We start from the raw sequence: 26,860 nt of genomic DNA, 5'->3' as shown, positions 1-26,860 counted from the left end.
TAATCTCCTAACTTTTAATAAGGTTTATCATCTATGTAATAAATTAACATTTATTTTTGTAATTAACAAGATAATGAGTAAAATATGATAGTGTCAAATTATTGTTGGTTTTCCTCTACCATACTTTTATATTTCCCTGAACCCAGTTTCATGGATTCCATATTTTAACCGGCGCCTTTGGCACCGTGCCTCCATCGGCATTCAGTTCGTCGCCGCTCGCTTTCGTTATGAAGACGGGGGTCACTCTTTTGGATTTCAATAACCAGCGATGGTCTCAAAAATCTGTCGACTCCGTGTGTTATTAGAATAGTGTAAGATCGCTACTTTACCACTCCATTCATACTGGCGGGCGTATTTTCGCCCCACACGGCCATCTAATTTATTGACTCTTCGTTCTCTTTCTTCTGTTTTTGTTTGATTTCTTACCCAAGCTTTTAAATCACCACCATTTAGGTCATAAGCACGCGCTTTAGCGATGTTTTCTGCGCCTGTTGTACTCCATCCCAGAGGTCTCGAACTTAAACGAGCACTTAACCAATGGCTAACGTGACCCTCGGCACTACAACCGATATATTGCGACTCTCTTTGTCTTTGGATCGCATCCCAATTGCCTATTAGATAGCGGCGAACCTTTTGAAGCGTTTGTTTCGAGGACTCGGGTAGCGACGGATCGCTGAGTCGCACTTTGAAGTAGTCCTGTAGATAGTCTTTTTCACCTGTATGAAGCCAGCGATGTAACGTGGCGTATAAATGTTCAGTACTGATACCAACACATGCCTGACGAAGATATTTCACCGTATGATAAGGGTCAAGAACAAAGTGCGTCTGAGTCGGGAGATAGTCCAACCCTTTCTTAATCCAGTGAGCCCCGTCACCACTTAAATAAAGAGCCGGACAGGCCGCTAAATCGTATTGTTGGTCGAGATAGTAATAGACGTCTTCCCACAATTCTTCGCTATCTTCGTATAAGCCTGTGAATATTCGACGAACATTTAATGCTTTTCGATCACTTGATCCTAAATTTTCTTTGTATCCTTCATGAACATACGCCAAGCGCATTTCCCGATTCTTCCCATCTTGATAGGCTACATGGTCTTCATCAGCTTCAATGTATAGGCAGTCTACCTGACGTTTTTCTCCCACCGGCAACGTAACAGAATCCGGGCAATACTTATGCACAATATTCTTGACGGTCTGACGACTATGAATCCCGATATGTTCGAAACTATCCAGAGTCGCTTGATAAGAATGCTTACTGGCCTCCTCATAAATGGCTGCTTCTAAATCTAGATCCACGCGCTGGTGAGGTGTGAGCGATAAGTAATCATCCAATAAGTAGCAGAACTCATCCGTTTGCTTATCTTTGTAATAACGCCTTGAAAGTTTAATATCACCGATCAGTGTGGAGATTGTTTTTTCATCATGACTACGATGAACGCGATATCTTGCTTTTCTTCCAGGGCTTTCAAAAAGTGATTCCTCAATCGTTGCACAGAGATCTTCTCCTAAATCGACTGAGAGTTGACGCATCGTATCGCTGATGGTTTTGATACACGTTGAAAAGTCTACTTCCCCTTGAATCGCTTGATGATATAAATCTGTCATCATTTTACTAATTTCTTGCATAACTTGTGTTACAATATTCATGGATAATCCTCTAACTTTCTGTGTGTGTTGGCTACTAACAGTATAGCAGAGGGTTATCTTTTTTGCTTTTAGCTTACCAACAGTTATTTTACACTAAGGTAAAATATGAATAAAATGAGAGTTTTAATACTTTACTATGGAAAAATTCATTCAAATTATGTAATATTATATTGATATGAAAACTATTGGAGGGAGAGCCAAATGTCTGAAGATACAAAAAAACCACGTATTCTAATTATTGAAGATGAAAAGAATTTAGCTCGCTTTGTAGATTTAGAACTTAAACATGAAGGGTATGAAACGGATATTCGTTATGACGGTCGGAGTGGCCTTGAAGCGGCCCTTGATGAAGATTGGGATGTGATTCTATTAGACCTAATGCTACCGGAATTGAACGGTCTTGAAGTATGTCGTCGAATTCGCCCGTTAAAAGATACCCCAATTATTATTATGACAGCACGTGATTCAGTGATGGACCGGGTTGCTGGTCTCGATCAAGGTGCAGATGATTATATCGTCAAACCTTTCGCTATTGAAGAATTATTAGCTAGACTAAGAGCTTTATTCCGTCGTATTCAAAGTGATGAAGAAAAACGCAATCAAGAACAACCAACGGTTCATTACCGCAATCTAACCATTGAAAAAGCAAATCGAATTGTTAAAAGAGGCGATGAAGTTGTTGATTTAACGAAACGAGAATATGAACTATTACTCTTCTTAATGGAGAATATCAATACAGTTATGTCACGTGAAGTATTATTAGATAAAGTGTGGGGTTATACTTCAGAAGTCGAAACTAACGTGGTAGATGTCTATATTCGTTATATTCGTAATAAACTGGATGTTCCAGGACAAGATAGTTATATCCAAACAGTTCGTGGCACGGGTTATGTAATGCGTGACTAATGAATACGACAAATCAAAAAAGCCATCGGCCCATTTCTTTAAAATGGAAATGGAGCTTTGTTATTAGTGTTGTAACGATTCTTATTGCATTTATTAGTTTATCTCGGTTCAAAGTAGTTATTGATCGTGCCGCACATCAAGCGGTTGAAAGTCATTTCCAAGTCATCTACGATGAAGCTTGTAATTTTCTAAGTGAATTTGATCATCCGTTTGTAAAAGAAAAGACAATTTTGTCTCCAGGCAATCAACCTAAACATCCGAATAATGAACTTGCGATTCAGTACTTGCAAGCCATAGATAGTGAATCGATCAATTTGCGATTATTTAATGATTTGAATCAACTTATTTATATGACACGTAATAATACAATTCCTTCGATTAATCACTCGGGTATTTTAACGAATACACATGTCAAAGGAGAAGATTATTTTGTTGCATTCCAACCGATTTATCATAAAGAAAGTGATATAAAAATTGGATCATTACAGATGATTGTAAAACCACAAGGAATGATTCAATTTTTAATGGCATTACAACGTTATTACTATTTAATTTTAGGTATTACTTGTGTTGCTTTTATTCTAATGGCAATAATTTTGAGCCATCGATTCTTAAAGCCATTAACTTCTCTTAATAGTGAGTTGGATACGATTGAGGAAGAAAATTTATCTCAAATTCGTATGATGCGATTGTCTTCAAAAGACGAGTGGAGTGAATTAAATATTCATGTTAATTCATTATTAGATAAACTCGATAAATATGTAACGGGACAGAAACAATTTGTGGAAGATGTATCACATGAATTGCGAACGCCGGTAGCGATTGTTCAAGGACATCTTAAATTGCTAGATCGATGGGGCAAGGAAGACCCTGAGATTCTAGAGGAGTCCATTGCTTCAGCGCTGCAAGAAATTTCACGGATGCAACACCTTGTTCAAGAAATGCTTGACTTATCACGTGCCGATAATGTCAATATTGACTATAAAGACGAAATCACTGAAATATATAGTACAACCGAACAAGTATTTAATAATTTTAAGTTGATCCATGAAGATTTTGATTTTTATATGGATTCAGATATGGAAGGGCAGGATGTTTATGTTCAAGCTTTCCGCAATCATATTGAGCAAGTGTTGATTATATTGTTAGACAACGCAGTTAAATATAGTAAAGATCGAAAAGAAATTCATGTATCGGTCAGCAAGAGTGTGACACAAGTTGAAATAACGGTTCAAGACTTCGGAGAAGGTATGACTGAGAAGGATAAAGAACGTGTTTTCAGTCGTTTTTACCGTGTTGATAAGTCTCGTGTTCGAGAAAAGGGCGGAAACGGTTTAGGATTAAGCATTGCACAGCAATTGATTCGAGGATATAAAGGAGATATTCGTGTTGAGAGTGTCTTTGGAAATGGTTCAATTTTTTACATTACGTTGCCAATTATGACAGATTCTCGCCAGATTTACCGTCGTAAGCAAATTGCAGAAAGAAGAAATATAAAATAGGGTGATATGATGCGGATTGTTCCATTGAGGGCGCTTAAAGATAACTATATATGGGTGATGATACATGACGGCACTGCTGTTGTAGTAGATCCAGGTGAAGCGATGCTAGTATTGGACTATTTGAGTAGCCACTCTTTAGATCTTACACATATTCTCCTCACGCATAATCATGAGGACCATACAGGTGGAGTGAATGAAATTTTTGCCAAATATCCTCAAGTAGAAGTATTAGGACCTGTCGAGACGGATGAATTTAATACTCGAACATTACGTCAAGGTGATACGCTTGAAATATGTAATCAACCAGGATATGTGATGCACACACCAGGGCATACGATGGAGCACATTAGTTATTTATTAGGTCAACATCTGTTTTGTGGAGATGCGCTATTTTCGGCAGGTTGTGGTCGCGTATTTACCGGAGATTATGAAGCAGCTTATCGTAGTATGCAGTGGTTTAAACAACTATCGAACGATGTGCATATTTACGCGGGACATGAGTATACTATTACCAATTTGTTATTTAATCAGTCAATTTTCCCAAATAATCCGGTTTTAGAGCGTGAATTAAAACAAGCATGCAAATATGAGAAGAAAAACATTCCTTCCTATCCGAGCTCCATTCAACATGAACGGACAATAAATTTGTTAATGATGGCGCCGACATTAGATCGTTTTATTCAATTAAGAAAACAACGAGACCAATTCTAAATTACAAAAATCCCACTTCATCTCGAAGTGGGATTTTCTTTGACTAATCGTCGTTGATTTAGCGCCTTTGTTTACCTTCATTACGGCGTGTCGAAGTATTTTTAGTTGGGACTAATCGCTGATTTCTTGAAGATGTTTCTTGTTGAACATTTACTTTACGTTTACGTTTGGTACGAGGTAGAGACTCATAGTATTCACGTTTTTCTTCAACCATGGCTTCAATTCTAGGACGAACTTGGTGGTTGATATATAGTTGTTGTACAATCATAAAGATCCCACCGGTTAAGAAATACAATCCTAGCCCAGCTGCTGAAGCCCAAGAAATCCACCCTAACATCAATGGATTCATTAACATCATCATTTTCGTTGTTTGTTGGGCTTGCGGGTTGGATGAGCTGACGGTACTTTGTTTTTGCATTAACCAACCTTGCAGGAAATATGCTAAGACAACCAGTGCTACAATTAGGATGCTGCGTTTACCTAAGTGAATGCCTAAGAAGGAACTATTTGCAATTTCTTGGGAAGAGCGAATAGCAGCATAAACGGCTGTAATAAACGGCATTTGAATTAATAGTGGTAAACAGCCACCTAAAGTATCGCCAAACATATTAATGTCGTATTTTTTATGAACAGCTAAAAGTTCTTGTTGTAGCTGTGCTTTTACGGATGGATCTTGTGTTGCATCCATTTCAGCTTGAATTTCTTTTATTTCAGGTTGTGCTAATTCCATTTTTGCAGCGCTCATCATGGAACTTTTCGTCATTTTAATACTTGATGGTAGCATAAAAATACGAGTTAAAATTGTTACGATAATTATGGCAAGCCCATAATTTTTTTCGCCACTTGCATTAGTAAATAATCCGGCAATCCAATCTAATAATTGAATTGTTGGGCGGCCAATATATTCGAATACCCAACCGGTAGGCTGACCTGATGCATCGTATTTAATACATCCTACTAATACAAAAGATACAACGACTAAAGCAATCCATTTTTTATAATTCTTTTTAATCTTTTCCATATGTCACTCTCTCCATTTTATTCACATTGATTATCATATAGAATTTTAAAGCATATTTCAATCTTTAGAACAAATGAAACGACGAGTTAATCTATTTTATACGAAGAATGCAATCGAAGAAAGCTTTTGTTATAATAAGAAAGCATAATATTTAGAATTGAGGGATTGGATTGAGTTCAAAGAAATCAACATCAAAATCTAAAGTAAACCAACCTCACCGCTCGTATCTCTACATTGTGATTGGATTAATTTTAGTCTTTATGTCTGCAATTGCACTAATACATACAGGTTTTATGGGGATGCTAATTGTTAATTCATTTCGATTATTTATCGGGGAAGTCTACCCACTTGGATTATTTGCAATTGGTGCTTGGGGAGTGATGATGGTATGGCGCAGTCAAATGGTCAATATTCCCATTAAAAAATTTATTGGTGGAACATTGTTATTAATATCTTTAACTTTATTATTTCATTTGAAAGAATTTAGTGCACAAGAACCGTTATCTGAAGGTATCTATCAGTTAACCTATACTATTTTTAAAAATGAATTTGTTATGGGTCAGTCACAATTATCATTAGGTGGCGGCATGATGGGTGCTTTTTTATATCAAACGATTAACTATCTTTTAGGTATTCAAGGTAGTATAGTTTTTTCATTTTTTTTATTTTGGATTGGATTGTTCTTGGTAGTTGGGATTGAAATATCTATGATCAAAAAATCAATTCAACACTTAGGCAGTCAAATTGGGAAATTATTTCAATCAGCAAATCAATCGATTCAGCAAGCTAGAAATGATTACCGCGAATCTTTTGATCGTTCTGAAGAAGTTGAAGAAAGTAATTCAACAGTACAAACTTCACTTGACACTACCACCGCGAATCCTGTAAAAAGTCATGAGGTGAATTCAGAATATAGATCACAGCCACCAGCCAGACCGAAGAATTCATTTAAGTTAAAAGATAAGTTAGAGCAATTATTTAAATCAAATGATTCTCAAGAACAAACGATAGATTATAGTTATCAATACGACTTACCAATGGCTATCGATCGACCTACTGAATTTGAACGATACACGTCAAAAGACCCGTTAGCATCGACGGCGAAGCGTGAGCGAGAAGAACGTCAGCTAAAAATCCAAAAAGAGCTAGATTTAGATTATTTTGATCAAATTAATCAATCTGAATCGGCGCGTAATCTCACTGGGACTTCACCGATGATTACTACGCATGGTAGAGAAACCATTTCTGAAATCTCACCAAATGATGGCAGTACAGGAGCGGAAAATCAGAGCAAACAACCGGTCGTGCAAGATAGTACAACAGTTTCAGAACAAGATATACCCGCTGATAGGACCTCTTTAACTTCATCGAAAGCGATCTTGTCTTCTGATTTAGTTGAAGAGCAGTCTGGGGTTAATCCAGTTAAGGACCACTCAGAACAATCTGCAGAACATTGGCAAAATAAATCTACAACTGTACAAAATACAACATCGGATGAACTGGATAATTTAATTGAAGAGAATTGCACCAGTAAATCGACAGTTTCTAAACCAAAATCTACGAAACAACCTCAAAGTTATCAATTACCAACGAAGTCGTTACTAAATAAAATCCCACCTGTGGATCAATCTGATGAATATAAACGCATCAATGAAAATATCAAAAAACTAGAAATTACTTTTGAAAGTTTTGGAGTGGATGCTAAAGTCGTTAAAGCAAATTTGGGTCCTTCTGTCACAAAATATGAGATTGAACCTGCAATTGGGGTAAAAGTAAGCAAGATTGTCTCTTTAGCGGACGATATTGCTTTGGCATTAGCAGCACGTGATGTACGAATCGAAGCACCGATTCCAGGCAAGTCACTGATTGGTATTGAAGTGCCAAATATCCAAGTGAGTCCGGTCTCTTTTTGGGAAATTATTGATCCGGCCCTAAAATCAAACAAGATATTAGAAGTTCCATTAGGACGAGATATTTCGGGCTCGGTCTGCTTAGCGGATTTAAGTAAAATGCCGCACTTATTAATTGCGGGAGCGACAGGAAGTGGTAAATCAGTTGGAATGAACGTGATTATTACTTCTCTTTTAATGAAAGCCAAACCGGATGAAGTGAAATTCTTAATGGTTGATCCGAAAAAAGTTGAATTGACACTTTATAATGAATTACCCCATCTATTGGCGCCGGTTGTTACGAATCCGCGTAAAGCGGCTCAAGCTCTAAATAATGTTGTTCAAGAGATGGAGCATCGTTATGAATTATTTGCATCAACCGGGGTTCGTAATATTGAAGGTTATAATGAAACAATTGCTGAGCTCAATCAAACAGAGGGGACAGGGTATCAGCCACTTCCCAAAATTGTTGTCTTTATTGATGAATTAGCAGATTTAATGTTAGTCGCAAGTAACGAGGTCGAAACAGCCATTATACGGTTGGCTCAAATGGCTCGTGCGGCTGGAATTCATATGATTATTGCAACACAGCGACCATCCGTGGACGTTATTACTGGAATTATTAAGGCCAATATACCGAGTCGTTTAGCATTTGCAGTTTCAAGTGGAACAGACTCACGGACAATATTAGATGCCAATGGTGCAGAGAAGTTATTGGGCCGGGGTGATATGTTATTCCAACCGATGGGACGTTCAAAACCATTGCGTGTTCAAGGGGCCTATATTTCTGATGAGGAAGTCGAGCGAATAACAGACTATATTAAAGCTCAAAGTGAACCTGAGTATGATGAAAATATTATTGTGACGAAGGAAAGTATGGAACTAGCAGAGGCGTCGAGTGATGAATTATTCGACGAGGTTGTAGAATTAATTCAAGAGTTGGAAACCGTTAGTATTTCTCAATTACAACGACGTTTCCGAATTGGCTATAATCGAGCTGCACGACTGATCGATGATTTAGAAAGTTTGGGATACGTAAGTGCCCAAGATGGTAGTAAACCGCGTCAAGTTCTAATCAATTAATTTGCGTCATATGGTCCATCCATCATAGATTTTTTCGAATTGCTTTTTAAAAATGAATTGTTTATAATTAATTTATCAATACTTGGGAGGTATTTATGAAAAAATTATTGAAAGCATCATCTGTTGCATTAATGGCGGTAGCTGCTGTAGCTCCTACAGTTCAAGCAGCTGAAGATTTCTCAGCGGTTATCATTACGGATATCGGGGGAGTAGACGATAAGTCATTCAACCAAAGTGCTTGGGAAGGTATTCAAGAGTGGGGCGAAGCTGAAGGTAAAGAACGCGGTAAAGATGGATATGACTATATTCAATCTAATAGCGACTCAGACTTCGTAACAAACTTAAATACTGCAATTTCGGCAGATTTTGACTTAATTTTCGGAATCGGTTTTAAACTTGAAGCTGCAATTGATGATTTTGCACAACAATATCCAGATCGCCACTTCGCGATTGTTGACTCTGTAGTAGATCAACCTAACGTTGCTTCACTTACATTTAAAGACCATGAAGCATCATTCTTAGCAGGTGTCGCAGCGGCTTTAACAACTGAGACAGACCATATTGGATTTGTTGGGGGCGTTGAAGGATTCGTTATCGACCGTTTTGAAGCTGGATTTGTTGCTGGAGCTAAAGCAGTTAATCCAGATATCAACATCACTGTTGAATATGCGGGAAGTTTCGGGGATGCACCTCGCGGACGTCAAATTGCTGCAGCAATGTACGCTAACGATGTTGACGTAATTTTCCATGCTTCAGGTGACACAGGAAACGGTGTCTTCTCAGAAGCGAAAGATATTGTTGCAAATGACCCATCACGCAACATCTGGGTGATTGGTGTTGACCGTGACCAAGAAGAAGAAGGTATTGTAGAAGTTGATGGCGAGGAACGTCATTTAACATTAACTTCAACACTTAAAGCTGTTGGTGAAGCGGTGAAACAATTTACAATCCAAACACAAGAAGAAGGATTCGAAGGCGGCCATTATATTTATGGTTTAGCTGACGGCGGTGTAGAGTTAACTGAAGGTCAATTATCAGATGAAACTCTAGAAAAAATCGCTGAATACCGTCAACAAATAATTGATGGTGAAATTGAAGTTCCTGAAAAACCAGAATAATTAATAGACCTCACCTAGTGATTAATGAGACATTAATCTTTCTCTTGATTAATGTCTCGTTTTTTTGTATCTAAATAATGATAGTCATGAATAGAAAAAATATTTTATGATAGGGTGTCAAGCACAAATGAATATGTCCCGATTTTTGGGTTTTTAGCGTGTAACGAAAGAGGGTTAAAAACTACCGCGCTTCGCTCGCTTGGTTGCCTCGTGATGAAGGACGATACAAAAAGCGCATCGTCCTTCATCACGAGGGATTATCACTACACTTCAATTAGCTCTTTTTTCTTTATGTATTCTTGCTTCTTTAGGTAACGTTGATAAGATTGTCCTTTCCACGGATGCGACATCGGTGGAATGTGTGGTTTCGGTTTAGACTTAGCTTCTTGAATATCTAGTATTTTAGATATGGCTTGGTGTGACGGCATTTCAATTAGTTTAAAGAGTTGATTTTTATGAGAGACAAAGAGTTGTAAATCACGCGTACTAATGACCATAACTTTAGTTTTTCTTGGCAAATGGACTTGCCTCCCATGCTGGTCGTAAAGATGATAGACATGGTTGTTGTATCGAACAGTATGACCAGAGTGAATGACACGCAGGGCAAATCTAGCGAGGATGTAATCGAGATTTGTGTCTGCTGATAGTTTTTCAAAGGCATTTATGCTATCTTTAATGGGATGGGCGAATTTTTGATTAAACTGTGGGAGGTAGTCCCTTAGAAACTGATTCGCTTCATCCATATTACGGATACCATTTAACCGCATTTCTTGAAGTAAGCGGTTTTGAAACGTACCGAAAAGACGTTCAATACGTCCTTTAGCTTGGGGTACTGAGGTCGCTTCCAGTTCAATTCCAAGTGTCTGGCAAGCATATCCGTATTGAGTGAGGGCCTGTTCTTCAAGAGCAGCGCCCTTTTTTGGGGTGTTGACGCCTGAGAAAATGGATCGATAATCTGTCAAAATGCGATGAGGAATACCGTAGTGGGTCAGGAATTGATGTGAGACTTGATAATAGCCTTCAAGTGTCTCCTGTGCTGCGAAATAAGCACCAACGACTGTACCAGTGGCATCATCAATCGCGGCATGGAGATAGTAATAGTTCTCGTCAGCCTCGAACCATTGATGTTCTGAAGCATCCATCTGAAGCAGTTCCCCAGCATATTTGCATCGTGGGCGACTCGGGTGTGCTTTTGAGGCTTCAACGACTTGAACCTCCTGTAAGGTTTCTTTTTCGTGAGGGGTCAGGCCTTTCTTGTCTGCTTTGTCTTCGAGCTCTTTAGCGACACGCCGTTTAGTTCGACGGGTAGCTAGAGGCGAGACAATGTGTGCTTCCTTCAAGATATTTCTTAGCGAGCTTTCAGAGAGAAGGATTTCCTCAACTTCTTGAAGTTTTTCATGGAAGTGTGTGAAGTTAAAGTCATAGTATTTCGAGCGATAGAGCTGAACGATTCGCTTTCGAGTATGACGGTCAATGGTTTTAGAAGGTTTGCGATTGGCATTCTTATGTCTGAAGCCTTTTCGCCCCTCTTGTTTGTATTTAAGAATCAATCGATTGATCTGTCGTCTGGATAAGTTTAATTCCACTTCAGCACGAGCTTTGGATTTCCGTCCATTGACGACAGCCTTGATGATATTATATTTATGTGTCTCATTCATGTTAAGATAATCCTCCATTGAGATCCCTCCTTAGATTTAATATACACTAAAGTGGGACATTTTCATTTACGGTTACTTGAGACATTATCATTTGTAGATGAGATGAATAGAAAAAATATTTTATGATAGGGTTATCATTTTTAACGATTTCAGTTATAATGAAATTATGTATATATTTTTGAGGTTGAAAGGAGGAATTATATGGACAACTCAATAGTGCCCGTAATAGAAATGCGTAATATTTCTAAGCAATTTGGCGATTTTTATGCAAATAAAAATATTAATTTTTCTGTCAATGCGGGTGAGGTTCATGCTCTATTAGGTGAAAATGGGGCAGGAAAGTCCACATTAATGAATATTCTTTCCGGATTGTTGATGGAAACCTCGGGGGATATCTTTGTTCGAGGCGAGAAAGTAATCATAGATACACCGACAAAAGCGAATCAACTCGGAATTGGAATGGTGCACCAACATTTTATGCTAATTGACGCTTTTACCGTCGTCGAAAATATTATGTTAGGTGAAGAACCCCTGAAAGGAGTGCAACTTGACCGTAAATTAGCTCGTCAAAGAATTATAGAATTATCTAAACAATATGGTTTAAGTATTGACCCAGATGCTAAAGTTTCTTCAATTAGTGTCGGGATGCAACAACGGGTTGAGATTCTAAAAGTCTTGTATCGTGGAGCAGATATTCTTATTTTTGATGAACCGACAGCTTCCCTTACACCCCAAGAAATTCAAGAATTAATGGTTACTTTAAAATCTTTGGCAAAAGAAGGTAAAGCGATAATTATCATTACCCATAAATTGGATGAGATTAAAGCCGTAGCCAATCGTTGTACCGTCATCCGCCGTGGTGAATCAATTGATACGGTTGATGTTGCGACCACAACATCACGAGAATTGGCGACGATGATGGTTGGAAGAAATGTGAAAACGACCCGTATCCAAGGACAGAGTAATCCTGGGGCGAATGTATTAGAAGTTAAAGATGTTTGCATTATGAAAGAGAATGGTCTCCCAGCGGTTGAGAATATTTCTTTTGAAGTACGAGAAGGTGAAGTAGTCGGAATTGCAGGAATCGATGGGAACGGGCAATCTGAATTAATCCAAGCTATCACCGGCTTAATGCCAGTAGAGTCCGGTCAAATTATGGTTCAAGGTAAGGATATGGCGAACGCGACACCAAAACAGATAAATGAAATGCATGTTTCGCATGTTCCGGAGGACCGCCATAAATTTGGTTTAGTGTTGGATATGCCTTTGGATCAAAACTTAGTCTTAAAAAATTATTTTAAATCACCATTTTCTAAACAAGGTATTTTAAATTATCGACAAATTAACGATCATGCCGATACATTAATTCGTAATTTTGATGTTCGTACGACTTCTAATCAGGCTCGTGCAGGCTCACTTTCAGGTGGAAACCAGCAAAAAGCAATTATTGCTCGGGAATTAACTAGTGCGCCACGTCTATTGATTACAGCGAATCCAACTCGTGGTTTAGATGTGGGTGCGATTGAATTTATTCATCAAGAAATTATCGCGCAACGTAATGCAAATAACGCGGTTTTACTGATGAGTTTTGAATTAGAAGAAATCTTAAATATTACGGACCGTATTTTAGTAATGTATAATGGTCAGATTGTTGCGAATATTCCAACTCATGAAACGAATGAGGATGAAATTGGATTGATGATGGCAGGTACGACTTATGAAGACGTCTTAGCTTTGCGAAATGAAAGCGAGGTTGAAGCTGAATGAATCAAAAGAAATCATTGAAATTATTAATTCCGATTTTATCAGTAACGATAGGAATGTTATTTGGTGCACTAATCATGCTATTATTCGGTTATGATCCGATTCAAGGTTACCGTGCCTTAGTGGACGGTGCGATTGGAAGTCCATTTAATATTGGGCAAACGATTCGAGCAGCCACACCACTAATTTTTACAGGACTTGGCTTTTCAATTGCTTATACAGCGGGATTCTTCAATATTGGTCTTGCAGGTCAGGCATTATGGGGATGGTTAATTTCTGTCTGGATTGGAATATCATTTCCAGATGCGCCTAAAGTGATTTTGTTACCATGTGCCATTATTTTAGGTAGTCTGGCAGGTGCTTTATGGGCTGCGATTGCTGGCGTTCTAAAAGCTTTCTTTAATACCAGTGAAGTCATTGTCACCATCATGTTGAACTATGTAGCAGTCTATATTACTGACTATACAATTCGAAATATTATTACCGACCGAATGGATGCGACACCTTATATCGGTCCCAATGCAAGTTTAAAAATTCAGTCTCTGACTGATTTAACAAAAGGATCAACCATTCACGGTGGGATTTTCTTAGCTTTAATTTTCGCGTTGCTTGTATATATTTTATTACACTATACAACTTTAGGCTTTGAGCTCAAGACGGTTGGGATGAATCGGTTTGCAGCAACCTATGCAGGTATGGACGCTAAACGTAATATTATTATTGCAATGTTCCTCAGCGGTGCGTTAGCCGGCCTAGGAGGCGTAATGAACGGCCTAGGTGAATTCCGTAATATTTTCCTTACGAATGGTGTAGCACCTGCGATTGGATTTGATGGTATGGCGGTTGCACTATTGGGAGTATTAAATCCGATAGGTATTGTATTTTCTAGTTTATTATTTGGTGGACTAAAAACTGGAGGAACTAGTATGCCTCTGATGGCACAAATCCCAAGTGAAATCGTAGATATTGTGATTGCATCGATTATTTTCTTTGTCGGAGCAAATTATGTAATCACATACTTCTTTGAAAAGAAACAATCGGTTCCAAGAGGTACCGCCTCAAAAACTAGCCAAAATGGAGGTGAAGCTCATGATTAATCGAATTGCATCCATTATATCTTCCACACTTGTGTACTCAGCGCCATTAATATTGACAGCAATTGGAGGGGTATTTTCAGAAAGTAGTGGGGTTGTTAACGTCGGTCTTGAGGGGATTATGGTCATAGGCTCCTTTACTTCGATTGTATTTAACTTAACATTTGGGGGTATGTTTGGAGATTGGACTCCATGGATTGGTTTATTAGTCGGTGGATTAGCGGGTGTTCTATTTGCTTCGATTCATGCGGTAGCAACCGTTAACTTACGAGCAGATCACATTATCTCTGGTACGGTTCTAAACCTTATTGCACCTTCTCTAGGAGTCTTTTTAACACGTGTTATTTTCGATGGTAGAGGTCAAACAGATTTTATTAAAGAATCATTTGGTTATTTTAACTTTCCAGTTTTGAAAGAGATTCCAGTTATCGGTCGAATTTTTTTCCAAAGTACCTCGTTACCAGCTTATTTTGCGATTGTGATGACATTTATCGCATGGTGGCTTTTGAATAAAACACGTTTTGGTTTGAGATTGCGTTCAGTGGGCGAACATCCTCAAGCAGCCGATACACTGGGGATTAATGTATACGGTATGAAATATGCGGGAGTTTTACTTTCAGGATTCTTTGGTGGAATGGGCGGCGCAGTATTAGCCCAATCGATTTCTTTAAACTTCTCTGTTTCAACCATTACAGGTCAAGGATTTATGTCGATGGCAGCGATGATTTTTGGTCAGTGGAATCCAATTGGAGCGATGCTAGCTGCCTTGTTCTTTGGGTTTGCTCAATCACTATCAGTTGTAGGGTCACAAATTCCAGTAATCAAATCGGTGCCACCTGTTTTACTTCAAATTGCACCATATGTCATTACGATTGTGGCGTTAGTCCTATTCGTTGGCCAATCATTTGGTCCTAAAGCGATTGGTAAAACATATATTAAATCTAAATAATGCTCAATTAAAAAGCAGCGTTTGAACAGGTGAATTTCTTCCTATTTTATCGGAAGAATGTGCATTTCAGTCAAACGCTTCTTTTTATTGAATCAAATTCTCTACAAAGTTTTTCAATCGAAACACGAATTCATGTATGTTTCACGATAAAATATGGTATAATCACTAGAGTGAATGAAAGATAAGGGAGCCATGTTTCATGAGTGAATTAGGAAATAAATTAAGAGATGCAAGAATTGAAAAAGGTTATACCTTAAACACCTTACAACAAATGACTAAAATCCAAAAAAAATATTTACAAGCCATTGAAGAAGGGCAATTTGATCAAATGCCTGGCGCATTTTACACTCGCGCGTTTATTAAACAATATGCGGATATGGTAGGATTAGATAGTGAAGAATTATTAATTGAATTGGAAGAAGAAATCGATTTAAATAGTGAATTACCAGAAGCGATGGTTCAAAGTACAACCGATACTTTGCCTTCAAGGACTGAACGCTACTTACAAAAAGAACGAAATAACTTAGATATCTTACTTTCGTATGTTCCGTTAGTATTACTTATAGCGATTATCTTCGCCATTATCATCTCACTAATTATAGCGATTAATAATATTAATCGGATGAATCAACCTGCACCTCAAGTTGAAGAGACGAATGAAATTGTAAGTGTCATTGAACCTGACGAAGCAACGGAATCACTCACAACTCAACGTGTTGAGGAGACAACCATCGCAACAAGTGAGAATGATATTCGTGTAGGAGCACAAACAATTACGTTAATTTCTAATTCTGATGAAGAAACGACGTATCGACTCAATGCACCATTTGATCAATATAAATTTGAGTTTAAAGGACATAATTTCGTGTGGATTGGTGCCTTTGAGGATGGAGAAATTACGTTAGATTCAACTGTCACAGAAGGTGAAACTTTTGAGTATAAAGTGTCAGAAGGAACCCGACGATTACGTCTACAATTAGGTTATCCAGAGGGAGCAGATATTTTAGTTAACGGTACTAAAGTAGAATCGAAAAATGAATATATGAAAGAAACGATTGTTTTTGAACTAGGTGTTCCAGAAACTGAAAGTACTCCTGAAACAGAAGAGTTAACGATTCCGTCTGAGGAAGAAGGTCAATGATATGGCTAAAATGAACATAGCGAATAAATTGACAATTTTAAGGATGTGTTTAATTCCTGTATTTATCATTTTGATGTACTTACCGGCATCTCATGGCGATGTGACGGTGCTTGGAGCGGTTATTCCAGTGAATCAACTTCTTGCAGCTATAGTATTTATTATTGCAAGTTTGACTGATTTTCTTGATGGCTATCTCGCTCGTAAACTTAATCTTGTGACTGCTTTTGGAGAGTTTTTTGATCCGATGGCCGATAAGTTGTTAGTCATTGCCGCATTTATTGTTCTAGTAGAACAACAACGAGTTCCAGCTTGGATTGTTTTAATCATTATTTCTCGTGAATTATTAGTCACAGGACTACGCGTATTATTAGCTCGTTCCAATGGAAAAGTTATGGCGGCTGCTTTACCAGGAAAGATTAAAACCTTTACTCAGATGTTTTCAATTGTTTTTTACTTATTGAATAATATAGGATTTGCCTTAATCTCAGTCGACATTGCCTATATCTTATTAATTCTTTGTTTGATTTTCACAGTTTATTCCGGGATTGAATACTTTTACCAAGGTCGATTTGTCTTTTCAGATTCTTTATAAGTTTTACTTAACTTCTAAAATGAAATATTTTTAGAAGTTTTTTTAAATTAATCAAAAATTTTAAATTATTTTATGTATCTATTATTAGGAGGAAAAATGAAAGTAGAATTAATCACAATTGGAACGGAAATCCTGATGGGTGATATTCTAAATACAAATGCACAATTCTTAAGTCGACAATGTTTGCAATTAGGTTTGGGTGTTTTTTATCAAACTACTATCGGAGATAACTATGAGCGAATTTACAACGCATTTCAATTGGCTTCGCAACGAAGTGATTTAATTATTATAACGGGAGGTTTAGGACCGACTGAGGATGATTTAACCAAAGAGGTCTTTGCTGATTTTTTAGGCGAGACGTTAGAAGTTTGCGATATACAACATGAGAAAAATATTCAGTATTTTGAGAATAAAGGTCGCGAAATGGCTCCGAATAATATTCGTCAAGCTTACACAATATCTAACGGTACGACTTTGATTAACCAGGTAGGATTAGCTTGTGGTTTAATTTACACCTCTGAAAGAACTCAAGGAAGAACTGATTATGTCGTTTTACCGGGGCCGCCTGCTGAACTTGAAGCGATGTTTTTGAATCAAGTGGTTCCTTTTATTAAAAATGAAATACTTAAAAGTGAATCAATGGTTATCCAGTCCCGCTATTATCATTTGTACGATATTGGGGAATCAGCCATTGCAAAACAAATCGAAACGTTAATTACTGCCCAAACGAATCCGACCATCGCTCTTTATGCAAAAAATAATATGGTTACGATACGGGTGACGGCGAATGCTTGTAATGATAAAGAATGCGATATAATTTTATCAAGGATGGAACAGCGCTTGCAGGAGACCCTATATTCTCCTTGGATTGGCGAAGGGGAAGACTTTACGATTGAACAATACATTATTCATCGGTGCCAAAGTTTAGGTTATACGCTTTCAGCTGCTGAAAGCCTGACTGGAGGGTTAGTTCAAGCTAAATTAACGTCCATTCCTGGAGCTTCACAAGTAGTCCGAGGAGGATATGTTACTTACCAGACCCCAATGAAAACACAGCTATTAGGAGTACCTGAACAGACTATCCAACAATATAGTGTCGTAAGTCATGAAGTGGCACAATCAATGGCAGAAAAATTAAGAGAACGAACTCATAGCACGATTGCTATATCTTTAACGGGTGTAGCTGGACCAAACCGGCTTGCAGACCAATCACCTGGGACGGTCTATATTGGAATAGCCTTTAAAGATCAGCCGGTTATTTCAAAGGTTTATCATTTTCCAGCCCCTAATCGTAATGCTGTGCGTAATCGCTCCGTTAATGAAGTTATGCGATTATTGTATAATTTAATCAAATAATAAGAACAAATGTTCTTATTTTCTTGATTATCATGTATAAACAAAGTAGAATAGTATCAGATAAGAAAATGGAGGAACATCATGACAACAAATGATCGTAAAAAAGCCTTAGAGATGGCCTTAAAAAATATCGAAAAAGATTTTGGAAAAGGGGCAGTAATGCGTCTTGGAGAACAAACGAGTATGAAAATATCAACGGTCTCATCGGGATCAATCCTACTCGATATGGCATTAGGAGTGGGTGGTTATCCTCGTGGAAGAATTATTGAATGTTACGGTCCAGAGTCTTCAGGTAAAACAACCGTCGCTTTACATGCTATTGCTGAGGTACAACGTCAAGGTGGCATCGCAGCTTTTATTGATGCGGAACATGCCTTAGATCCAGTATATGCTCAAAATTTAGGCGTCAATATTGAAGAGTTATTATTATCTCAACCAGACACCGGGGAACAAGCTTTAGAAATTGCAGATGCGCTTGTCTCTTCAGGAGCTATTGATATTATCGTTGTGGACTCTGTAGCAGCCTTAGTTCCTCGGGCAGAAATTGAAGGGGAGATGGGTGATTCTCACATTGGACTTCAAGCCCGACTGATGTCTCAAGCTCTACGTAAATTATCAGGTTCAATTAATAAAACCAAAACGATTTGTTTCTTTATTAACCAAATTCGTGAAAAAGTTGGCGTTATGTTTGGTAACCCGGAAACAACACCCGGAGGCCGTGCTTTAAAATTCTATTCAACGATTCGCTTAGAAGTACGTCGTACTGAAACAATTAAAGATAAATCAGATTTTATTGGAAATCGTACGCGAATTAAAATTGTTAAAAATAAAGTGGCCCCGCCATTTAAAGAAGCTGTCGTTGATATTATTTATGGTAAGGGTATTTCAAAAACTGGAGAGATTGTCGACCTCGCATCAGAAGCAGATATTATGCATAAAGCAGGGTCATGGTATTCATATGAAGATGAACGCATTGGCCAAGGCCGGGAAAATGCTAAAGATTTCTTAGAACAAAATCCTGAAATTTTAGCCGAAATTGAAGAAAGAGTCCGCCAACATTATTTTAAAACGGACGCACCTGCTGAAGAATCTGCAGAACAAGGTAGTGAAGAAATATCTACTGACTTACTTTTCGATGAATAATGATTATCTCATTTAAAGGGCAAAAGATATTTGACTATTCTTGCAATTAAGCATAAGATTAAGAAGTGGAAACACAATTAATTATTAAATATAATTGAATAAAAATAAACAATCAAGGAGGTGACTCTTATGGACTTAAAGTTAATCGCCTTTGTGATTGTTGCCTTAATTGTAGGATTAGTAATGGGCTTTTTATTTAAAAAAGCTTCTGATGAACGAAATATTGAAAAAGCAAGACTCAATGCGGATGTTATTGTAGATGACGCTATCAAACAAGCACAAATACTTAAGCGTGAAGCGCTTTTCGAGGCGAAGGAAGAAAATCTTAAGTACCGTAATGAGGTCGAAGAGGAATTAAAAGAACGTCGGAATGAAGTAAGTCGGTCTGAAGCACGAATGATTCATCGTGAAGAAAACCTAGATAATCGCAGTAATTTATTAGATCAACGCGATAGTCAGCTTGAAGCGAAACTAGCTGAGTTTGAAGTAAAACAACAACAGCTAGTCGATAAAGAGCAAGAAATTGGTCAATTGATTCAACAACAGGAAGAAGAACTTTACCGTGTGGCTGCGATGTCACCCGATGAAGCTAAAGCAATTGTTTTGAAAGATACCGAAGAATCACTGACAAATGAAATTGCTACGATGATTCGTGATGCTGAACAAGAAGCTCGTAATACAGCAGATCGAACAGCAAAAAATATTATTTTACAGGCAATTCAACGGACGTCTACGGATATCGTCACGGACAATACCTTAACCGTAGTCCATTTACCAAATGATGATATGAAAGGTCGAATTATCGGTAGAGAAGGACGGAATATTCGAACGTTTGAAAGCCTGACAGGAATTGATTTAATTATCGATGATACGCCCGATACGGTCGTCTTAAGTGGTTTTGATCCAATTCGTCGTAAAATTGCTAGCACAGCACTTGATAAATTAATTCAAGATGGACGAATTCATCCTGCACGAATCGAAGAAATGGTTGAAAGATCACGCAAAGAAATCGATGAGAAAATTCGTGAAGCTGGGGAAGAAGCAATCTTTGAATTGGGGCTTCACTCAATGCATCCCGATTTGATTAAGATTATTGGACGTTTAGCTTATCGTACGAGTTATGGACAGAATGTCTTAAAGCACTCGATGGAAGTGGCAAAACTGGCTGGTTTTATAGCGGTTGAGATTGGTCAAGATGAAATGTTAGCACGTCGTGCTGGACTACTACACGATATTGGGAAAGCGTTAGACCATGAGGTTGAGGGGACTCACGTTGAAATTGGTGCTGAAATTGCACGTCGTTACCAAGAACCGAAAGTGGTTATCAATGCGATTGCTGCTCATCATGGTGATACACAACCAACTTCATTAATATCAGTTATTGTGGCTGTAGCAGATGCTTTCTCCGCTTCTAGACCAGGTGCTCGTAATGAATCATTAGAAAATTATATTCGACGACTTGAACAACTTGAAGAAATATCTAACAGCTACCAAGGGGTTTCAAACGCTTTTGCGATTCAAGCAGGACGCGAAATCCGTGTGATGGTTGAACCAGATCAAATTAATGATGCGCAAGCTGTTAAATTAGCTCGTGATATTAAACTTCAAATTGAACGAGAAATGACTTATCCAGGCAATATTAAGGTAACAGTTATTCGCGAAACGCGAGCTATTGACTATGCAAAATAATTTTTGATATTGAGATTAGGCGATAATGCCTAATCTTTTTTCATTCGCTTAACTTTAGTCTAATGAAGGATTTTGGTATAATTATTATAAAGAACTTTGTTGGGAGGAATTATTATGGTTAAACTATCAGCACTCAATTTGTTCCCAGTTTTTTTACAGGATCAGCCAATTGATGCAATCCGCCGCGGAAGAGAACTTGCTCAAATTGTAGAAAAATTAGGTTATGATCGTTATTGGATTGCAGAACACCATAATTCACCGGGGGTCATTTCAACAGCAACGTCTGTTCTAATCCAATATGTTTTGGATGCAACAGAAAACATTCGTGTTGGTGCTGGTGGAGTGATGTTACCAAATCATACGCCCCTTCAAGTCGCAGAAACTTATGGCATGTTAGACGTTTTGCATCCTGGCAGAGTCGATTTATCATTAGGTAGAGCACCTGGGACGGATACAGAAACAGCTCAATTGATTTATCATGGAGAAACTTCAGAAGAAGGCTTCAAAGACGGCATCCGTGCACTACAAAGATATTTTGGTCCAGCAGAATCACAAGAAAGCGTCATTGCAGTTCCAGCAATTGATCGCCAAGTTCCATTATATATACTCGGGAGTACCACCACGTCAGCCCAGATTGCAGCAGATTTAGGACTGCCATACGCTTTTGCGGGACATTTCTCACCCAATTTTTTAGATAAAGCAATTGAAATATATCGCGAACAATTTGTCCCTTCTGAATATTTGCAAGAACCTTATTTAATTTTAGCGATGATCGGTACGGCGCAAGAGACAACTGAAAAAGCAGAAGAAATGAAGAGCATTTGGGATTTTCATTCGATTCAAATTGCTCGAGGTGAATCTGGCCAAATTCAAACTCCAGATATAAGTTTTTATAATCATTTAACAACGGTCGAGAAATTCTTCTTGAAAACAAGAGGTGGGATTAACCTATACGGTAATCCAGAGGAAGTAGCCAATGTTTGGAAAGATATTAATACAAAATATCATCCCGATGAAGTCATGATTGTTTCCTATTCACCTGAAATTGAACAGCTCGAAGAAAGTTATCGTATCATTAAAGAAGTGATTACGACCCATTCATAGTAATAACAGAGAAGGATGATATCATGAGTAAACCAGCGAAGTTAACGCCAATGATGGAACAATATTTTGAAATAAAAAGAACCTGTCCAGATGCTATTCTTTTCTATCGATTGGGTGATTTTTATGAAATGTTTTATGAGGATGCGCTTACAGCAGCTAAAGTATTAGAAATCACTTTAACTTCGCGAAATAAAAATGATGATAATCCGATTCCAATGTGTGGCGTCCCATATCACGCAGCCAATGACTATATTAAAAAATTAATTGATGCTGGTTATAAAATTGCCATCTGCGAGCAGTTAGAAGATCCGAAGAGCGTAAAGGGTATGGTTAAACGTGGAATTGTTCGAACGATTACGCCGGGCACTTACGTTGATGACCAAGTAGGAGATCGCAAAGAAAATAATTTCTTAGCAGCAATCTACCCGTTAACAGATAACGATTTTGGTCTTTGTTATATCGATATAGCCACAGGTGAAAGTTATTTAACGTGCTGCGGCGATACAGAAATGCTATGGAATGAAATTCAAAGTGTTCATCCCAGTGAAATAATTATTCCAACATTTTTAAAAGAAATGATTTATCAATTTAAAACAGTTGAATCAATTACGTTTACTGAACATGCGTTACCTGAATCAAAAATAGTTTATCCAACCTCACTCATTGAAGAACTTACAAGTAATGAAGCTCCGATTTATGAATATTTATTAAGTTATTTGAATCGTTTGCAAATGGAATCATTTGCACATCTTAAACCTGTCCAGCGTTATGCCATAGATCAAGCGATGCAACTAAATCATTACACTAATATTCAGCTTGAGCTCACTCGCTCGTTACGTACACATAAACGCAAAGGATCTCTTTTATCCTATATCGACCAAACACAAACAGCAATGGGAGGTAGATTGTTAGCGCGTTGGTTAGATAAACCCTTAATTAATCAGCAAAAGATTGAAGCGCGACATAAGAAAGTAGCCGCCTTCTTATCTGCTTACTTTGAGCGAATGGATTTAGTCAATTCGCTCAAAAATATTTATGATTTAGAAAGATTAATATCTAAAATTAGTCTAGGTTATGCTAATCCCAAAGATATTGACCATCTCTATCAATCGCTTTGCGAAGTTCGAACCATAAATCAAATTTTAGATTCGATGAATCAATTCGATTCTTCAGTATCATTTCAATTGTTGAATGATTTTAGTGAATTAATTAACCTTATTTCATCCGTATTGATTGATAATCCTCCTTTATCCTCAAGTGAAGGAAATTTGATTCGATCAGGAGTCCATGAAACATTGGACCAATACCGGGATGCTTTAGAACACGGAGAAGATTGGCTAGCTCAATTGCAAGTTGATGAACGTGAACGAACTGGGCTTAAAACATTAAAGGTTGGCTTTAATAAAGTTTTCGGATACTATATTGAGATTAGTCGAGTTCAAGCAGCAGAATTAGATGATCCCCGCTATATCCGAAAACAAACGTTAGCGAATTCTGAACGTTTCTTTACAGATGAATTAAAAGAGATTGAACAAACGATTTTAAATGCCAAAGAAAAATCAACCGCTTTAGAATATCAATTGTTCGTTGAGCTTCGTGAACAAATTTTGAACTATATTGAGCCACTTCAACAATTAGCGATGCAAGTTGCTGAATTAGATGTCTTATCTGCTTTTGCCTCGTTGGCAGATCAAGAGGATTATGTCCAGCCTCAAATTGTTTCTCAGCCGAAAGATGTTGAAATTATTCAGTCACGCCATCCGGTTGTTGAGAAATTAATTAAAAAAACAAATTTTGTGCCTAATGATTTTTCAAGCACCTCAGAGAATTATTTACATATTTTAACGGGGCCCAATATGTCAGGTAAAAGTACTTATATGCGTCAAATTGCTTATTGCTTTATTCTATGTCAAATAGGAAGTTTTGTTCCTGCGACAAGTGCTAAATTGCCAATAATAGATAAAATATTCACCCGAATTGGTAGCGCAGATGATACGACTTTAGGTCAAAGTACCTTTATGGTCGAAATGATGGAAACTCAAGTAGCGTTGAAAGAAGCTACGGCAAATAGTTTGCTGCTATTTGATGAATTAGGGCGTGGAACAGCAACATATGATGGAATGGCATTAGCCGAAGGGATTATTCGATACATAGCTCAAGAAATTCAATGTTTAACAATTTTTTCTACACATTATCATGAATTAACACGACTCGATTCGGATCTTCCAGCTGTTCGTAATATTCATGTAGGTAGCGAGGAACTAAATGGCGAACTGGTTTTCCTGCATAAAGTATTGGAAGGACCTTCTGACCGTAGCTATGGTATTCATGTAGCACAAATTGCTGGTCTACCAAAGCAAGTAATTCGGCAGAGTGCAGAAATTTTAGAAGCGTTAGAGTCTCAAGCCAAGTATTTGCCGAATGTTAGAGAAACAATACAAGAAAAGAAAGAGATACAAACAACAGCATTAAGTTCTGAGATAATAAATAAAATTAAAGCGTTGGATGTTAATCAATTAACGCCGGTTGATGCGCTAAATCTTTTGGTAGAGCTTCAAAGAGATGTTAACGAAAGTTAGAGGTAAGAGATGGATATTGTTAAACAGATGTCAGATACTTTAGCGAATCAAATTGCGGCAGGTGAAGTGATCGAACGGCCTTCATCCGTCGTTAAAGAATTGGTGGAAAATTCGATTGATGCGCAAGCAACAGAAATTATTGTTGAACTAACAGAAGCTGGTATCGAAGGCATAAAAGTTAGTGATAATGGGATAGGTCTGAGTCAAAATGATCTACGTCACGCTTTTTTGCCTCATGCAACCAGTAAATTGTACGATACGAATGACTTATTTGCGATTCGTACTCTGGGATTTCGGGGTGAGGCACTCGCTAGTATTGCCTCAGTCAGCCACGTTTTAATGGAATCAACTCAACCAGAACAAGATAAAGGATATCAAATCGAGTTAAAAGGTGGAGAAATCATCAGTGAATCCGTTACGAATGCACGATTAGGAACGAGAATTACGGTTGAACGGTTATTTTATAATACACCCGCTCGTTTGAAGCATCTAAAACGACTTCAAACGGAGTTATCACATACAACTCGCTTTATTCAAAATATCTCAATGGCGCATCCTAATATTCGTTTTGAATTGTTTCATAATGATAAGTTAATCTACCGGACAAGTGGCTGGTCAGATTTACTACAGGCTATTGCAAACGTCTATCATCCATCGATTGCCCGTCAGTTAATTTCAATTCAAGCAAGTAATTCAACTTTTAAAGTGGATGGCTATATTTCTCCTACAAATCTAACGCGAACAAATCGCTACTATATGCACTGGATGATCAATGGTCGTCCTGTTCATAGTCATGTACTCGATCGTGGGGTGATTGCAGCGTATGGGCGCCAATTGATGATTGGACGCTATCCAATAACTGTAATGAATGTTCAAGTAGATCCTCGACTCGTTGATGTGAATGTCCATCCAACCAAGTATACCGTTCGGCTAAGTCAAGAAGAGGAATTAGTCGATTTATTTACAGAAGCGATTCATGAACAATTAGAAAAACATCAAAATATACCCCAAATAGAAGTAGAATCAGTTAAAGAAAGGACAGAAGTTAATGAAAAATATTCACCCTATCAATCAAATCTTTCCCGTGATTTATCTGAACCTTCCGAAAACACACTACAATCTAACAAAATCGCAAATTATTTTCAAAGAACGGATTCACCAGCTAGTCTACTTGATTCAGAGTTATCCAATGAACAAGCTGAATCGGTAGAATTTGTCAAAGAGGAAACAAGTGAAGCGGGGCAAGTTTCAAATCAGTTATCATTGGAATCAACAGAAACCAATCATTTCATTGATTTTAATGCCTTAAGGTATGTCGGACAGATTCATGGTACTTATTTAATTGCAGAAAATGAACGTGGGTTTTATTTGATTGATCAACATGCGGCTCAAGAAAAAATTAATTATGAGCACTTTATGGCTGAAGATTATCCGATTCAAGAACAACAGACGTTGTTAATGCCAGAATTAATTCATTTATCGAGTGCACAGATTTCTCAGTTATTAGAAATTCAATCCGATTTAGAACGACTAGGCATTTCAATTGAACCGTTTGGTGAACAAACTTATAAACTTGATAGTTACCCTGTTTGGCTGAAAGATACACAGTTGGATCAATTTATACCAAATTTAATTGATTTATTAATGAATGAACCAAACTTAACTGTGAATGAATTAAAAGAGCGAAGTATTATTATGCAAAGTTGTAAAGGGGCAATTAAGGCGAATCATTACTTGGATTCAAAACAAGCACAATTTCTTATTGAACAATTGGGAACGTTAAAAGATCCATTCCATTGTCCTCATGGGCGTCCTGTTTTAATTGAATTTGTCAATGCAACCATAGAAAAGTTGTTCAAACGAATTCAAGATAGTCATACAACCGATCCGTTTGATCAACGAATAATATAATTA

18 protein-coding genes and 1 pseudogene are annotated in these 26,860 nt (G+C 37.6%); 16 read left to right on the top strand and 3 right to left on the bottom strand.

The window, feature by feature from the left end:
• Positions 1-255: 255 nt before the first annotated feature.
• Positions 256-1,647, bottom strand: coding sequence for an ISLre2 family transposase (locus HMPREF9707_RS03680; RefSeq protein ID WP_006701361.1), 1,392 nt, complete (start codon positions 1,645-1,647; stop codon positions 256-258).
• A gap of 201 nt (positions 1,648-1,848) precedes the next feature.
• Between HMPREF9707_RS03680 and HMPREF9707_RS03675 the strand changes: the two genes are divergently transcribed.
• Genes HMPREF9707_RS03675 through gloB form a run of 3 tightly spaced genes read left to right on the top strand, consistent with a single transcriptional unit; the run spans position 1,849 to position 4,766 of the window.
• Positions 1,849-2,553: a response regulator transcription factor gene (locus HMPREF9707_RS03675; RefSeq protein ID WP_006701360.1), complete on the top strand. Its 705-nt coding sequence runs from the start codon at positions 1,849-1,851 to the stop codon at positions 2,551-2,553.
• Entirely contained in the window at positions 2,553-4,055 is a 1,503-nt protein-coding gene (locus HMPREF9707_RS03670; protein ID WP_006701359.1) for a sensor histidine kinase, read from the top strand. The genes HMPREF9707_RS03675 and HMPREF9707_RS03670 overlap by 1 nt, the downstream gene beginning before the upstream one ends.
• A 6-nt stretch (positions 4,056-4,061) precedes the next feature.
• The gene (gloB, locus tag HMPREF9707_RS03665; RefSeq protein WP_006701358.1) at positions 4,062-4,766 is read left to right on the top strand and encodes a hydroxyacylglutathione hydrolase; all 705 of its coding nucleotides are present in this window, start codon (positions 4,062-4,064) and stop codon (positions 4,764-4,766) included.
• Positions 4,767-4,824: 58 nt separating this feature from the next.
• On the opposite strand, the gene yidC is transcribed toward gloB, so the two are convergent.
• A complete protein-coding gene (gene yidC, locus HMPREF9707_RS03660) occupies positions 4,825-5,787 on the bottom strand; it encodes a membrane protein insertase YidC (RefSeq protein WP_006701357.1) in 963 nt (320 codons plus the stop codon).
• Between the two features lie 1,571 nt (positions 5,788-7,358).
• On the opposite strand from yidC, the pseudogene HMPREF9707_RS09325 reads away from it, so the two are divergent.
• Positions 7,359-8,759 (top strand): annotated as a pseudogene (locus HMPREF9707_RS09325) (DNA translocase FtsK); the annotation flags it as partial.
• Between the two features lie 95 nt (positions 8,760-8,854).
• The gene (locus HMPREF9707_RS03650) at positions 8,855-9,877 is read left to right on the top strand and encodes a BMP family lipoprotein (RefSeq protein ID WP_006701355.1); all 1,023 of its coding nucleotides are present in this window, start codon (positions 8,855-8,857) and stop codon (positions 9,875-9,877) included.
• A 263-nt stretch (positions 9,878-10,140) separates the two neighbouring features.
• On the opposite strand, the gene HMPREF9707_RS03645 is transcribed toward HMPREF9707_RS03650, so the two are convergent.
• Positions 10,141-11,553, bottom strand: coding sequence for an ISNCY family transposase (locus tag HMPREF9707_RS03645; RefSeq protein WP_006701354.1), 1,413 nt, complete (start codon positions 11,551-11,553; stop codon positions 10,141-10,143).
• Positions 11,554-11,736: 183 nt separating this feature from the next.
• On the opposite strand from HMPREF9707_RS03645, the gene HMPREF9707_RS03640 reads away from it, so the two are divergent.
• The 11 genes from HMPREF9707_RS03640 to mutL all read left to right on the top strand — a co-directional run bounded on the left by HMPREF9707_RS03640 (position 11,737) and on the right by mutL (position 26,857).
• Positions 11,737-13,302, top strand: coding sequence for an ABC transporter ATP-binding protein (locus tag HMPREF9707_RS03640; RefSeq protein ID WP_006701353.1), 1,566 nt, complete (start codon positions 11,737-11,739; stop codon positions 13,300-13,302).
• Positions 13,299-14,396, top strand: a complete 1,098-nt coding sequence (locus HMPREF9707_RS03635; RefSeq protein ID WP_006701352.1) for an ABC transporter permease — start codon at positions 13,299-13,301, stop codon at positions 14,394-14,396. The genes HMPREF9707_RS03640 and HMPREF9707_RS03635 overlap by 4 nt, the downstream gene beginning before the upstream one ends.
• The gene (locus tag HMPREF9707_RS03630; RefSeq protein WP_006701351.1) at positions 14,389-15,342 is read left to right on the top strand and encodes an ABC transporter permease; all 954 of its coding nucleotides are present in this window, start codon (positions 14,389-14,391) and stop codon (positions 15,340-15,342) included. Before HMPREF9707_RS03635 ends, HMPREF9707_RS03630 begins: the two co-directional genes overlap by 8 nt.
• A gap of 199 nt (positions 15,343-15,541) precedes the next feature.
• Positions 15,542-16,483: a helix-turn-helix domain-containing protein gene (locus HMPREF9707_RS03625; protein WP_006701350.1), complete on the top strand. Its 942-nt coding sequence runs from the start codon at positions 15,542-15,544 to the stop codon at positions 16,481-16,483.
• A gap of 10 nt (positions 16,484-16,493) precedes the next feature.
• Complete coding sequence (pgsA, locus tag HMPREF9707_RS03620) at positions 16,494-17,075, top strand: CDP-diacylglycerol--glycerol-3-phosphate 3-phosphatidyltransferase (RefSeq protein WP_040443078.1); 582 nt, start codon at positions 16,494-16,496, stop codon at positions 17,073-17,075.
• Between the two features lie 96 nt (positions 17,076-17,171).
• Positions 17,172-18,431, top strand: a complete 1,260-nt coding sequence (locus tag HMPREF9707_RS03615; protein WP_006701348.1) for a competence/damage-inducible protein A — start codon at positions 17,172-17,174, stop codon at positions 18,429-18,431.
• Between the two features lie 81 nt (positions 18,432-18,512).
• A complete protein-coding gene (gene recA, locus HMPREF9707_RS03610) occupies positions 18,513-19,574 on the top strand; it encodes a recombinase RecA (protein ID WP_006701347.1) in 1,062 nt (353 codons plus the stop codon).
• 129 nt (positions 19,575-19,703) lie between these two features.
• Entirely contained in the window at positions 19,704-21,263 is a 1,560-nt protein-coding gene (gene rny / locus HMPREF9707_RS03605) for a ribonuclease Y (protein WP_006701346.1), read from the top strand.
• 114 nt (positions 21,264-21,377) lie between these two features.
• Complete coding sequence (locus HMPREF9707_RS03600; RefSeq protein WP_006701345.1) at positions 21,378-22,367, top strand: LLM class flavin-dependent oxidoreductase; 990 nt, start codon at positions 21,378-21,380, stop codon at positions 22,365-22,367.
• A gap of 23 nt (positions 22,368-22,390) precedes the next feature.
• Positions 22,391-24,946, top strand: a complete 2,556-nt coding sequence (gene mutS, locus HMPREF9707_RS03595; protein WP_006701344.1) for a DNA mismatch repair protein MutS — start codon at positions 22,391-22,393, stop codon at positions 24,944-24,946.
• 9 nt (positions 24,947-24,955) lie between these two features.
• Positions 24,956-26,857 carry a DNA mismatch repair endonuclease MutL gene (gene mutL, locus HMPREF9707_RS03590; RefSeq protein WP_006701343.1) on the top strand — a complete coding sequence of 634 codons (1,902 nt, stop codon included), beginning with the start codon at positions 24,956-24,958 and terminating at the stop codon, positions 26,855-26,857.
• Positions 26,858-26,860: the final 3 nt, after the last annotated feature.

The sequence above is a fragment of the Falseniella ignava CCUG 37419 genome (assembly GCF_000301055.1).
GTDB classification, from domain to species: Bacteria; Bacillota; Bacilli; order Lactobacillales; family Aerococcaceae; genus Falseniella; species Falseniella ignava.
This window is presented reverse-complemented; position numbering and strand designations above follow the sequence as displayed.